The organism is Lysinibacillus sp. FSL R5-0849, from assembly GCF_038595075.1.
Lineage (GTDB): Bacteria > Bacillota > Bacilli > Bacillales_A > Planococcaceae > Lysinibacillus > Lysinibacillus fusiformis.
Window position 1 is genome coordinate 25,285 of the sequence record NZ_CP152004.1, and the last position, 11,869, is coordinate 37,153.

General features: G+C 37.5%; 13 protein-coding genes and 1 other annotated feature. Of the genes, 9 read left to right on the top strand and 4 right to left on the bottom strand.

Annotation, left to right across the window (positions count from 1 at the left end):
- The first annotated feature begins 29 nt into the window (after positions 1–29).
- The gene (gene asnB / locus MKY80_RS00095) at positions 30–1,865 is read left to right on the top strand and encodes an asparagine synthase (glutamine-hydrolyzing) (RefSeq protein ID WP_008179653.1); all 1,836 of its coding nucleotides are present in this window, start codon (positions 30–32) and stop codon (positions 1,863–1,865) included.
- Between the two features lie 16 nt (positions 1,866–1,881).
- On the opposite strand, the gene MKY80_RS00100 is transcribed toward asnB, so the two are convergent.
- Complete coding sequence (locus tag MKY80_RS00100; RefSeq protein ID WP_107922878.1) at positions 1,882–3,309, bottom strand: PLP-dependent aminotransferase family protein; 1,428 nt, start codon at positions 3,307–3,309, stop codon at positions 1,882–1,884.
- A 103-nt stretch (positions 3,310–3,412) separates the two neighbouring features.
- Here MKY80_RS00100 and pdxS point away from each other — a divergent pair, with 103 nt between their 5' ends.
- The 4 genes from pdxS to MKY80_RS00120 all read left to right on the top strand — a co-directional run bounded on the left by pdxS (position 3,413) and on the right by MKY80_RS00120 (position 7,194).
- On the top strand, positions 3,413–4,297 hold the full coding sequence (gene pdxS / locus MKY80_RS00105) for a pyridoxal 5'-phosphate synthase lyase subunit PdxS (protein ID WP_089987418.1): 885 nt from the start codon (positions 3,413–3,415) through the stop codon (positions 4,295–4,297).
- A 1-nt stretch (position 4,298) separates the two neighbouring features.
- Positions 4,299–4,862, top strand: coding sequence for a pyridoxal 5'-phosphate synthase glutaminase subunit PdxT (gene pdxT / locus MKY80_RS00110; RefSeq protein ID WP_090003334.1), 564 nt, complete (start codon positions 4,299–4,301; stop codon positions 4,860–4,862).
- 49 nt (positions 4,863–4,911) lie between these two features.
- Positions 4,912–5,128: a binding site (T-box leader), on the top strand.
- 154 nt (positions 5,129–5,282) lie between these two features.
- Positions 5,283–6,563 carry a serine--tRNA ligase gene (gene serS, locus MKY80_RS00115; protein WP_089987420.1) on the top strand — a complete coding sequence of 427 codons (1,281 nt, stop codon included), beginning with the start codon at positions 5,283–5,285 and terminating at the stop codon, positions 6,561–6,563.
- A gap of 142 nt (positions 6,564–6,705) precedes the next feature.
- A complete protein-coding gene (locus tag MKY80_RS00120) occupies positions 6,706–7,194 on the top strand; it encodes a hypothetical protein (protein WP_342531410.1) in 489 nt (162 codons plus the stop codon).
- A 201-nt stretch (positions 7,195–7,395) separates the two neighbouring features.
- Here the strand turns inward: MKY80_RS00120 and MKY80_RS00125 are convergent, their stop codons facing one another.
- From MKY80_RS00125 to tadA, 3 genes are all read right to left on the bottom strand, one after another.
- Positions 7,396–7,638, bottom strand: coding sequence for a TM2 domain-containing protein (locus tag MKY80_RS00125; RefSeq protein ID WP_201798435.1), 243 nt, complete (start codon positions 7,636–7,638; stop codon positions 7,396–7,398).
- Positions 7,639–7,892: 254 nt separating this feature from the next.
- On the bottom strand, positions 7,893–9,029 hold the full coding sequence (locus MKY80_RS00130; protein ID WP_089987422.1) for an SPFH domain-containing protein: 1,137 nt from the start codon (positions 9,027–9,029) through the stop codon (positions 7,893–7,895).
- A 180-nt stretch (positions 9,030–9,209) separates the two neighbouring features.
- A complete protein-coding gene (gene tadA, locus MKY80_RS00135; RefSeq protein ID WP_342531413.1) occupies positions 9,210–9,722 on the bottom strand; it encodes a tRNA adenosine(34) deaminase TadA in 513 nt (170 codons plus the stop codon).
- Between the two features lie 168 nt (positions 9,723–9,890).
- On the opposite strand from tadA, the gene MKY80_RS00140 reads away from it, so the two are divergent.
- The 4 genes from MKY80_RS00140 to copZ all read left to right on the top strand — a co-directional run bounded on the left by MKY80_RS00140 (position 9,891) and on the right by copZ (position 11,829).
- Complete coding sequence (locus tag MKY80_RS00140; protein ID WP_008179665.1) at positions 9,891–10,220, top strand: metalloregulator ArsR/SmtB family transcription factor; 330 nt, start codon at positions 9,891–9,893, stop codon at positions 10,218–10,220.
- An 18-nt stretch (positions 10,221–10,238) separates the two neighbouring features.
- Positions 10,239–11,186, top strand: coding sequence for a cation diffusion facilitator family transporter (locus MKY80_RS00145; protein ID WP_171366142.1), 948 nt, complete (start codon positions 10,239–10,241; stop codon positions 11,184–11,186).
- A 70-nt stretch (positions 11,187–11,256) separates the two neighbouring features.
- Positions 11,257–11,589, top strand: a complete 333-nt coding sequence (locus MKY80_RS00150) for a metal-sensitive transcriptional regulator (RefSeq protein WP_008179668.1) — start codon at positions 11,257–11,259, stop codon at positions 11,587–11,589.
- 33 nt (positions 11,590–11,622) lie between these two features.
- Positions 11,623–11,829, top strand: coding sequence for a copper chaperone CopZ (copZ, locus tag MKY80_RS00155; RefSeq protein WP_008179670.1), 207 nt, complete (start codon positions 11,623–11,625; stop codon positions 11,827–11,829).
- Positions 11,830–11,869: the final 40 nt, after the last annotated feature.

The window sequence follows — 11,869 nt, forward strand, 5'->3', positions numbered from 1 at the left end:
TAGGCTAATAGGCGAAAGGATGTGGCTAAATGTGTGGCATTACTGGATGGGCTAGCTTTCAACAGGATTTAAAGGCAAGTGAAAAAGTTTTGCAAGCAATGACACGAACATTAAACAAGAGAGGGCCAGATGATGAAAATATTTGGTGTAGTGAGCATATTGCATTTGGCCATCGACGGTTAGCGGTTATCGATTTAATAGGTGGCAAGCAGCCGATGAAAAAAATACAAGATGGGGTAAACTATGTCATTACATATAATGGCGAACTTTATAATACGGAAGAGCTACGTAAAGAGCTGCAGAAAAGAGGCCATACTTTCACAACACATTCAGATACCGAAGTGCTATTGACTGCTTATATTGAATGGAAAGAGCAATGTGTAGACTTTCTAAATGGTATTTTTGCCTTTGGTATCTGGGATGAACAGGTGCAATCTCTTTTTTTATGCAGGGATCGATTAGGTGTGAAGCCCCTTTATTTTACAGAGCAACAGGGGGGAATTCTTTTTGCATCGGAAGTAAAGGCTTTACTGGCACATCCAATGGTTGAAGCTACTATTAATACGGAGGGATTAGCAAGTATGATGGCTGTTGGCCCCTCTAGAGCTCCAGGTAAGACTCTTTTTCAAAACATTGAGGAGTTACGACCAGGATATGCAATGCGCTTCTCTAGAGAAGGTTTAAGAAAGTGGCAATATTGGCAGCTACAAAGCCGCAAGCATGAAGAATCATTGCAAGAGACGATTGAGCATGTTCGTTTGCTGTTAACGGATGCTATTGAACGACAGCTTGTTTCGGATGTACCGATTTGTACATTTCTATCAGGAGGTCTTGATTCTAGTATTATTACAGGTATTGCTGCAGATAGATTCCAACAACAAAACAATAAATTGCATACGTATTCAATCGATTATGAGGATAATGAACGTTTTTTCAATCCTCATGCATTTCAAACTTCAACAGATACGTATTGGATTCAAAAAATGACCGATACTTTTAAGACGACACATCACGCAGAGGAAATAACCCAGCAACAGCTGATTGATTTACTAGTAGAATCGGTTATAGTTAGAGATTCACCAGGTATGGCAGATGTAGATTCTTCGTTACTATGGTTTTGTCGAGAAATTAAAAGAGACTTTACTGTAGCACTATCTGGCGAATGTGCAGATGAAATTTTTGGTGGATACCCATGGTTTAAAGAAAAAACTACTGGTTTTCCTTGGATTCGATCATTGGCTGAAAGAAATGCATTACTCCAAGAGAAGTGGGATAAAAAATTAAAAATTGAATCCTACGCACAGCAACTATATACACAAACGATTGCAGAAGTCCCGTTGCTAGATGGCGAAAGCCCGGCAGAAGTAAAACATCGTGAAATGTTTTATTTAAATATGCAATGGTTTATGCAGACGTTGCTAGAGCGGAAAGATCGTATGAGTATGGGAGCTAGCTTAGAGGTACGGGTACCTTTTGCGGATCATCGCCTTGTAGAATATGCATGGAATATTCCTTGGGAAATGAAGGATTTAGAAGGCATAGAAAAAGGGTTACTTCGAAAGTCCATGGCACATTTATTGCCTGATGAAGTATTGTATCGTAAAAAAAATCCATATCCTAAAACATATCATCCAGTTTATACAGCAGGTGTGCAAACATGGTTAAGAGAAATTCTTAAAGATAAGAACTCTATCTTACATGAATTATTTGAGCACAAAAAAATTATGGAACTAATAGAATCTGGAGGCAGCTCTTTTAAAATTCCATGGTATGGACAATTAATGGCGGGACCTCAACTTTTAGCATATCTAGGGCAAATTCATACTTGGTTTGAGCATTATCATATTCAACTCATTGAATCCTAATGGGGTCACCCATCTACTATTTGGTTGTAGTAGATGGGTGATTTTTTTGTATTCCCCAACAATCCATTAATTGTTCGATCGATTGTTCAATTACTTGAACAGGTATACCCCCAAAGCCAAGTAAAAATTGTGCTTGCGAGGATTCAACGTAATCTAGTCGATAATCAGATAACGGATAAATACCTATCCCTGCTTGGAAGGCAAGTTGTTGTAATTGTTTTTCTGGCAACTTGTGCTTAACGTCTAATAATATATGCATTCCTGCTTGCTCACCTGTAATTTTAATGGATGATGAATATTTTTCTAAAATAGAAGTAAGCTGTTCATGTTTTTTACGATAAACTTTACGCATCCGATTAAGATGTTTTGCAAAATGACCATCATGCATAAAATTTGCAACAATATGTTGATCAAACCGAGGAACGGTTGATGAATAGTAATTAAAGACATCTTTATATGTAGCAAGTAATTGAGGTGGAAGTACAAAATAGGCTACGCGCAAAGAAGGCATTAACGATTTTGTAAAAGTGCTCATATAAATGACCTTATCGTTTCTATCGAGAGCATGTAGAGCAGGAATTGGTTTTCCAGTATAACGAAATTCCGAATCATAATCATCTTCAATGATATAACGAGATGAGCTTTGTGTCGCCCAATTTAAAGCCTGTGCACGTCTAGTAGCGGATAATACTGCACCAGTAGGAAATTGATGTGATGGTGTAATATAAACAACATTAGCTTGTGTTTGCTCTAGCTGTTGAATGATGATTCCTTCCTCGTCGACGGCAATAGGATAAACTTTTCGTTTATGCTGAGAGAACATACGATGCACAGCCGGATACCCTGGGTTTTCCAATGCAAAGCATGTATCATCACTAAAAAGACGTAAAATCATAGGCAGAAGCTGTTCCGTACCAGAGCCAACGACAATTTGCTCGGGGTTACAGACAACTCCACGTGATTGATATAAATAATTTGCAATTTCAGTTCGCAAAGAAAGCTCCCCCTGAGGCTCACCTGTTAATAATAATTTCTTTGAGCCTTCATCAAACAGCTCCTTGGCATATTTTCTCCAGATCTGAAATGGGAAAGCATCGATATCAATAGAACCAGGATTAAAATCTATTTTGTATGATTTTTTTTTAGGCTGTTCATTGAATGGGATGACCGTGTCCTGCTGGATATAGGGTAGTTCATCTATTTCTTCTACAAAATAACCTACACGAGATTTGGACATAATATAGCCTTCTGCAAGAAGCTGTGCATAGGCAATTTCAATCGTTGTTTGAGAAATATTCAAAAAATCGGCTAATTTTCTTTTTGATGGTAATTTTTCGCCTACTGCAATTTTTTTGGAAATGATAGCTTCTTTAATGCCGTTGTAAAGCTGATCATATAGCGGTTTATCGCCATTCCGTTCAAGCTGAAATAAAAGCATATCCATATGCTAAAAACCCCCTGACCCTATGATTTTTTTGAAAACTGGATATTTTTATATGGTCAATTTCTATTATACTAAATTTCATCATAAAGGTGGAGGTTAGACAATGAAACAGACAGGTACAGATTTGGTGAAGCGCGGTATGGCTGAGATGCAAAAGGGCGGCGTCATTATGGACGTGATTAATGCTGAGCAAGCAAAAATTGCAGAGGCGGCAGGAGCAGTAGCAGTAATGGCATTAGAAAGAGTACCTTCAGATATCCGCAAAGCAGGAGGTGTTGCTCGTATGGCAGATCCTCGTATTGTAGAGGAAGTACTGGGAGCAGTTTCCATCCCTGTGATGGCAAAAGCTCGTATTGGTCATATTGTAGAAGCTCGTGTTTTAGAAGCAATGGGCGTTGATTATATTGATGAAAGTGAAGTGCTCACACCAGCAGATGAAGAGTATCACTTATTAAAAAGTGATTATACCGTACCATTTGTGTGTGGCTGTCGTGATCTAGGTGAAGCAGCCCGTCGTATTGGTGAAGGAGCAGCAATGCTACGAACAAAAGGTGAACCAGGAACAGGGAATATTGTGGAGGCAGTTCGACATATTCGTAAAGTAAATGCCCAAGTTCGTAAAGTAGTAGGCATGACAGAAGATGAATTAATGACAGAGGCAAAATTACTAGGAGCACCTTTTGAATTATTAAGAGAGATCAAACGTCTTGGTCGTTTACCAGTTGTTAACTTTGCTGCAGGTGGTGTAGCTACACCCGCTGATGCGGCATTAATGATGGAACTTGGGGCTGATGGTGTTTTTGTCGGTTCAGGTATCTTCAAATCTGATAATCCTGAAAAATTTGCACATGCGATTGTGGAAGCAACGACGCATTACAAGGATTATAAGCTTATTGCTGAAATATCAAAGGAACTAGGCGTACCGATGAAGGGTATTGATATTGCACAGCTTGGGCAACATGAGCGCATGCAAGAGCGAGGCTGGTAGGATGAAACGAATTGGCGTTTTAGCCTTACAAGGGGCGGTACGAGAGCATATTCACATGCTAGAAAACCTTGGCTGTGAAGCTGTTGAAGTAAAACAGAAGCCGGACTTAATAAAACTAGATGGGCTTGTATTACCTGGTGGTGAAAGCACGACTATGAGAAAGCTGTTGGATCGTTTTGAACTACTAGAGCCTATACGAGAACTAGCGCAACGAGGCTTGCCCATGTTTGGGACATGTGCAGGATTAATATTAATGGCCAATACTTTAGTTAATGATGAACCGCATTTAGCAGTTATGGATGTGACAGTTGCGAGAAATTCATATGGACGCCAGGTTGACAGCTTTGAAGTAAAGCTCGATATCCCTAAAATAGGTAAGGCAATTCCAGCAGTTTTTATTCGGGCACCTCATATGGAGACAGTCGGAAAAGATGTTGAAGTTCTCGCAGAGCATGAAGGTAAAATTATTTTAGCACGGGATGGACATTTACTAGGTTGTTCATTTCATCCCGAATTAACATCAGACACACGTATTCTTGAATATTTTGTAGCATCTATGGTATGACTTGCAAAATTTGTTTTCATATAGTACAGTATGGTTAAAATTTAATTAACTGAACACGATGATGGGAAGTAGTAGCAAGCACGTTTTTTTTAGAGAGTCAGCGGTTGGTGGAAGCTGATAAAGGCACTTGTGAATCCGTCCTGGAGTTGCACAGTCGAAGTCAATGAAGTAGGCTGCTGCCGGCTGGAATGCCGTTATAAAATAAGTGGATTAGACATTGTGTCTAGTCAATTAGGGTGGCAACGCGGGTAGCTCTCGTCCCTTTATGGGATGGGGGCTTTTTTGTGTTTATCTTGATTCAGCCAAATGCAGCCCCTCTACAGGGCTATCTATTTTGATGTTCAATTGACCACTGAATCAAGCTAAAGAAACAAGATGCAACAATTCCCCATCATTAAGAAACTACTGGAGGTATGATCGATGTTAGATATTAAACGCGTGCGCGATAATTTCGCCGAAATTAAAGAGATGCTATTAACACGTAATGAAGATTTAGGGAATTTAGATGACTTTGAAAATTTAGATGCAAAGCGTCGTGAGCTAATTGCTAAAACGGAAGAACTGAAGGCAGAACGAAATAAAGTATCTGAGCAAATTTCTGTTATGAAGCGCAACAAAGAAAACGCAGATGAAGTGATTGCTCGTATGCGTCAAGTGGGCGATGAAATTAAAGAACTTGATATTCAATTAAATGATGTGGAAGATCGCTTTAAAGATATGATGATGCGCCTGCCGAACGTTCCTCATGAATCTGTACCAGTGGGTACGACAGAAGATGACAATGTTGAGGAATATACATGGGGTGACATTCCGGCATTTGATTTTGATATTAAAGCACACTGGGATTTAGCTACAGATCTAAAAATTGTGGACTTCGAACGTGGTGCCAAAGTAACTGGTAGCCGATTCTTATTCTACCGTGGTCTTGGGGCCCGCTTAGAACGTGCGTTGATGACATTTATGATGGATTTACATGCAGAAGAGCATGGCTATGAGGAAATGCTGCCACCTGTGATTGTAAATCGCGATAGCTTAACAGGTACTGGACAGTTACCTAAGTTTGAGGAAGATGTATTTAAATTAGAGGAAACAGATTATTTCATGATTCCAACAGCGGAAGTACCAGTAACAAACTTCTACCGTGATGAAATTTTAACTGCTGAAGCTTTACCACAAGGTTTTGCTGCATACAGTGCATGTTTCCGTTCAGAAGCGGGCTCTGCAGGTCGTGATACACGTGGTTTAATCCGTCAGCACCAATTTAACAAAGTGGAATTAGTTCGTTTTGTAAAACCTGAGGAGTCATATGAGCAGTTAGAGCTATTAACGGGTCATGCTGAAAAGGTACTACAATTACTAGGCTTACCATATCGTAAATTAAAAATGTGTACAGCCGATTTAGGCTTTACTGCTGCGAAAAAATATGATTTAGAAGTTTGGATTCCAGCACAAAATATGTACCGTGAAATTTCTTCTTGTTCGAACTTTGAGGACTTCCAAGCACGACGCGCAAACATTCGCTTCCGTCGTGACCCAAATGCAAAACCAGAATATGTCCACACATTAAACGGTTCAGGACTTGCGATTGGTCGTACAGTTGCCGCTCTATTAGAAAACTATCAACAAGCTGATGGAAGCGTAGTAATTCCTGAGGTTTTAAGACCATATATGGGTGGCAAAGAAGTAATTGCCCCAAAATAAACAACTGATCCAGGCTATTTTAGACGAACCTTTACATGGGAATTTAAAATAGCCTTTTTTCAATTCCAAAATTGATAGCTCTCATAATTTTTGAAAATTCGTTATAATGGGTAATATTCATGGGGACAAGGGGGACAAATTCATGGATTTACAGCAATTTGCTCAGGCTTTAAATGAATTTGACAATGTCTTAATTACTGACGATAAAGGCTGTACAATATTTTATGATTTAGCAGATTTAAATATATTAATGGAAATCGGCTTAACACCAGATGAATTTTTTCACAGTACTGTAACTGATAATTATCAAAATTTATCACCTGAAACAAGCTCCGTTTTTAAAGTATTGCAAACGGGACAACCAATTTTATATTACGAACAACAATTAACAACCTTGAATGGTTTTAGTTACTTATCATTAAGTTCAACCTATCCAATAATGGAACAGGACAAATCCGTTGGTGCGATTGAATTTTCAAAGCATTTTTATGAAAGTAAGCAAATAAAATACTTAGATAATTTCCTGGGACATAAACTATATCGAGATAATTACACGACGTATCGCCTAGAGGATTTTATTACGACAAACGCGGACATGAAGGAGCAGCTCGATAAGGCACGCCGCATGTAAAGCCATTCGCTACATATATCGAGGGCGAATGCGTTTTTGGACAATCAACGATTCAAGCTACACATTAATTATCTATATAGATGCTGTCGCTGCTATGACACGTTTTATATATATATCGCCATTCCCTTAAATATAATAAAGAAGGTGTCTCACTAGGAGGCACCTTCTTTTCTTTTAGTTAGAAACTACTGTTATAAAATGTTAGCGAGTGCGAACTTTATGTTTCACAGAGAAATTATGTTCACTAGAGAGTAAGTAAATAATACCTTCAATAAAAGATATAATGACAGGTATATAAGTCCAGCAGAAAACTAAATAAAGAATCCCTTGGAAAACCTTCCCTAAATAAAATTTATGAATACCGATACCGCCAAAAAATATAGCGAGGAAACCAGCTAAACCTTTACTTTTTATAGGCCATGAAGGATCAATACCATCATACATAGGAGCTTGTTGTGGCTGCGCTTGATAGGCAGGCTGTACCGCTTGTTGAAAAACAGGCTGTACTGGTTGTTGAAAAGCAGGTTGTTGCACTCTTGGTTGTTCGTTTTGGAAACTGAATTTTTCCCCGCAATATTTACATTGAGATAATGTGATATCAGCAGGTGCACCACATTGTGGACATTCGATATTGCTCATGTTAATACCTCCAATTATTTTCTAAGTACAGAGTCGAAAAATTAGTGTGATTAAAACTGTTAAATGGGATGAACCTGAGCACCACAGTTATTACAAAACTTAGAATTAACATCTATTTCTTGTCCACATGAACAAACAGGTTTCAGTAAACTAGTTCCACAAGTACTGCAGAATTTTGAAGATTCTTCGTTTTCATTGTGACAGGAATGACAAGTAATAACTTTTCGCACTAAATTTTCCCCACATAAATTGCAAAACTTACTGCTAGAAGAAATACTGCCATGACAAGAAGGACAAATCTTATGCGTAGGCTGATGACCAGGTTGCTGTACTTGTTGGTTCATCATGGATGCCATGCCTTGTCCTACACTCAAGCCAACTCCACCAGTTGCAAATATACCAGCTACTCCATTTTCATTTGATGCGGCTGACTCATAAACATCAAAGCTACGTTGGGTAACATAACGATTGTCCCCCATAATTTCAAACTTAGCTTTATCCTGTAAAATTTCATTAATTTCTTCAAAATCTTCTTCAGGGAAATTAATAGATTGAATATGGAAATGCGCTGTTATAAAGCCATACTTAATAAATTCTTCTGATACTTTTTCTTTTAAGCTATTTGAAATGTTTTGAAGCTCTGGAGTTATTTCCAATGCAGAAATTTTCTCATTAATAATCTTATTTGCAAGTTCGGTTTTTACAGATGTAATAAGAGAACCTTTAAAATAATCCTGTACTTTTTCGAAGCTAACAATATCATCTTTATTCATAGAGCCTATCACTTCTGAAAAGAATACTAAGTAATCATCAAGTCGTAGAGCTAATTGCCCAAATGCTCTTATACGCAATTTTACAAAGTATTTTGGATCAATTAACTGAATAGGATCAGTGGTTCCCCAATATAAATCCATTTTCACAGTTAGATTTATAAAGTAAATCTCTGCTGAGAAGGGAGTTTCCCCTCCATATGCTAAATTTACAATGTTATGAAGTATTGGTAGGTTATTCGTAGATAAAACGTGCGTTCCTGCATTAAAAACATCACACATTTGACCACCTTTTACAAAAATGGCTACTTGTCCTTCATGGACGATAAGTGTGGTACCAAGTACTAGCTTGTCAGTTGGATGCTTGTAAATTAACCAATCACGTGAGCGTAATCCGTCAAATTTCACTCTATCAAAAATAGGCATTAACATTAAACCCCCTATTTATTTACTAATAAATCAAAATTATAACTAGTTATATTCTCCCTTTTGAGTTTATGTATGTCAATGTTTTATCGTGCAGAAATTTGGTGCTGCCATATAAAAAAAGGTGTCTTCATAATGAAAGACACCTACTTTTTATATTCACATTTTTTATTCATTCGACTATTCCTTTTCAGCGATTGCTGCTTGTCTTGCCTTTTTCTCTGCCTTCTTTCGTTCACGTAAAGCTCGGAAAAAATCGGTTAGGATTTGTCCACATTCAGCAGCTAAAATTCCTTCAGATACTTCGCATTCATGGTTAAAGCGAGCATCATTTAATAAACAATAGAGTGAATCTACACAGCCTGCTTTCATATCCCTTGCACCATAAACGACACGTGGTACACGGGATTGTAGGATTGCACCTGCGCACATGGGGCAAGGCTCAAGCGTAACGTAAAGTGTTGTTTTTTCGAGACGCCAACTGCCGATTTTTTGACAAGCCTCTTGAATAACCATTAATTCAGCATGTGTTGTTGCATTTTGTGTTGTTTCTCGTAGGTTATGAGCTCTTGCAATAATTTCCCCATCATAAACAAGGACAGCCCCTATAGGTACTTCCCCAAGTATAGCTGCTTTTTTTGCTTCCTCTAATGCTTGTTTCATAAATAGACGATCTGTTTCAAAAATATCCACTAAATATCTCTCCTTAAAAGTAGTTTATCCTGCTTAATTGGTAATTGCTACTTTTAACTTCATGCAGAATTCCAAAGCATGATGTATTGACATTCCTAAAATAACCATTTATATTTATATATGAACACATGCTCATATATAAATATAAATTATTGGGGGTAAACTAATATGGATGAACAAATAAAAATAACGTCTGTGGAAAATAGTCAACATTTAGACGATGAGACATTATTTGTTGTGTCACAAACTTTTAAGGCATTAAGTGACCCGACACGAATTCGAATTTTAAATTTACTATGCGCAGATGAGCATTCCGTCAACGACATTGCTGAAATTTTAGATTTAGGACAATCGACTGTTTCTCATCAATTACGGTTTCTAAAAAATTTGCGATTAGTAAAATTTAGACGAGAAGGTACCACTTTATATTACTCCAAAGATGACGATCACATTATGAATTTATTGAAGCAGGCAATTGAGCATGCTGCACATAACTAAAGAACGGAGGGATTAGTGATGGGACATAATCATGATCATGGCCATGATCATACACATGGCGCTAATAAAAAGGTGTTAATCGTATCATTTATTATTATTACTAGTTATATGGTTGTTGAAGCAATTGGTGGTTTTTTAACGAATAGTTTGGCTCTTTTATCGGATGCCGGTCATATGTTAAGTGATTCCATCTCATTAGCTATCGCCTTACTTGCGTTTGTTTTTGGAGAAAAAGCAGCAAGCTATAGTAAAACATATGGATATAAACGATTTGAAATATTAGCGGCAGTATTAAATGGCGTTACATTAATTGGGATTGCATTATTTATTTTCTATGAAGCAATCGAACGTTTTGCAAATCCTCCTGAAGTGGCTACTACAGGTATGCTTATTATTAGTACAATTGGTCTTTTGGTTAACATCTTAGTTGCATGGATTATGATGCGTGGTAGTGATACAAAGGACAATTTAAATATGCGTGGGGCTTTTTTACATGTTCTGAGTGATATGCTAGGTTCCGTAGGGGCTATTGTGGCTGCCTTACTAATTATGTTTTTTGGTTGGGGATGGGCTGATCCTCTAGCGAGTGTTATTGTTGCCTTATTAGTAGTAAGAAGTGGCTACTATGTTACAAAATCCGCTATTCATGTCTTAATGGAAGGAACACCTTCAAATGTCGATGTTCAGGAGATAATTGGATTAATTGAACAAACCGATGGGATAGAAAGCATCCATGATTTACACATCTGGACAATTACTAGTGGAACCAATGCTTTGTCTTGTCATGCAGTTGTAAATGAGCACTTAAATATTGCAGATGGTGAGCATATTCTACGAAAAATTGAACATAATCTTGAGCATAAGGGTATTAAACATGTAACCATTCAATTAGAAACGGCTTCCCATCCACATGAAAGCTCGATTTTATGTCAATTGAAAAATGCTCATGAACATCATCATGAATAAAAAAAAATTTTACGGCTTGCATACCCTTCGTGGGTATAGTATGATGAAACTGAAATAGGAGGTGTAGTGAATGGAGGACATAGTAAAAGAGGATGCTTGTCATACAGAGGGAGCTACGTCTTGTCGAAAAAGCCATCACCCTGAGCGTGTAAAAAAGGATTTAACAACTCGTTTAAACCGTATAGAAGGTCAAATCCGAGGCATTAAGGGAATGATCGAAAAAGACGTTTATTGTGATGATGTTATTACGCAACTGTCTGCGACACAGTCAGCTTTGAATAGTGTAGCGAAAATTTTATTAGAAGGTCATTTAAAGGGTTGTGTTGTGGATCGTCTATCGGAGGGCGATGATGCAGTTTTAGATGAATTAGTAGTAACGATTCAAAAGTTAATGAAAAAATAGATGTTTATAAAAAAATAAAAGGAGAGATTTATTATGCAAAATGTAACATTAAATGTACAAGGAATGTCATGTGGTCATTGTGTAAACGCGGTTGAAAAAAACGTTGGTGCTTTAGCTGGTGTTGAACAAGTAAAAGTAAATTTAGCAGAAGGTTTAGTTGATGTTGTATTTGACGATGCACAAGTATCACTTAATCAAATTAAAGAGACAATTGATGATCAAGGCTATGAAGTAAAATAAAATTTTTAGAGTGCTTCTGTGGCACTCTCTTATTTTCAAA

Excerpts from the sequence above, each read along its gene's own strand:
- asnB (WP_008179653.1), top strand. The coding sequence starts at position 30 with ATGTGTGGCATTACTGGATGGGCTAGCTTTCAACAGGATTTAAAGGCA.
- MKY80_RS00100 (WP_107922878.1), bottom strand. The coding sequence starts at position 3,309 with ATGGATATGCTTTTATTTCAGCTTGAACGGAATGGCGATAAACCGCTA.
- pdxS (WP_089987418.1), top strand. The coding sequence starts at position 3,413 with ATGAAACAGACAGGTACAGATTTGGTGAAGCGCGGTATGGCTGAGATG.
- pdxT (WP_090003334.1), top strand. The coding sequence starts at position 4,299 with ATGAAACGAATTGGCGTTTTAGCCTTACAAGGGGCGGTACGAGAGCAT.
- serS (WP_089987420.1), top strand. The coding sequence starts at position 5,283 with ATGTTAGATATTAAACGCGTGCGCGATAATTTCGCCGAAATTAAAGAG.
- MKY80_RS00120 (WP_342531410.1), top strand. The coding sequence starts at position 6,706 with ATGGATTTACAGCAATTTGCTCAGGCTTTAAATGAATTTGACAATGTC.
- MKY80_RS00125 (WP_201798435.1), bottom strand. The coding sequence starts at position 7,638 with ATGTATGATGGTATTGATCCTTCATGGCCTATAAAAAGTAAAGGTTTA.
- MKY80_RS00130 (WP_089987422.1), bottom strand. The coding sequence starts at position 9,029 with ATGCCTATTTTTGATAGAGTGAAATTTGACGGATTACGCTCACGTGAT.
- MKY80_RS00140 (WP_008179665.1), top strand. The coding sequence starts at position 9,891 with ATGGATGAACAAATAAAAATAACGTCTGTGGAAAATAGTCAACATTTA.
- MKY80_RS00145 (WP_171366142.1), top strand. The coding sequence starts at position 10,239 with ATGGGACATAATCATGATCATGGCCATGATCATACACATGGCGCTAAT.
- MKY80_RS00150 (WP_008179668.1), top strand. The coding sequence starts at position 11,257 with ATGGAGGACATAGTAAAAGAGGATGCTTGTCATACAGAGGGAGCTACG.
- copZ (WP_008179670.1), top strand. The coding sequence starts at position 11,623 with ATGCAAAATGTAACATTAAATGTACAAGGAATGTCATGTGGTCATTGT.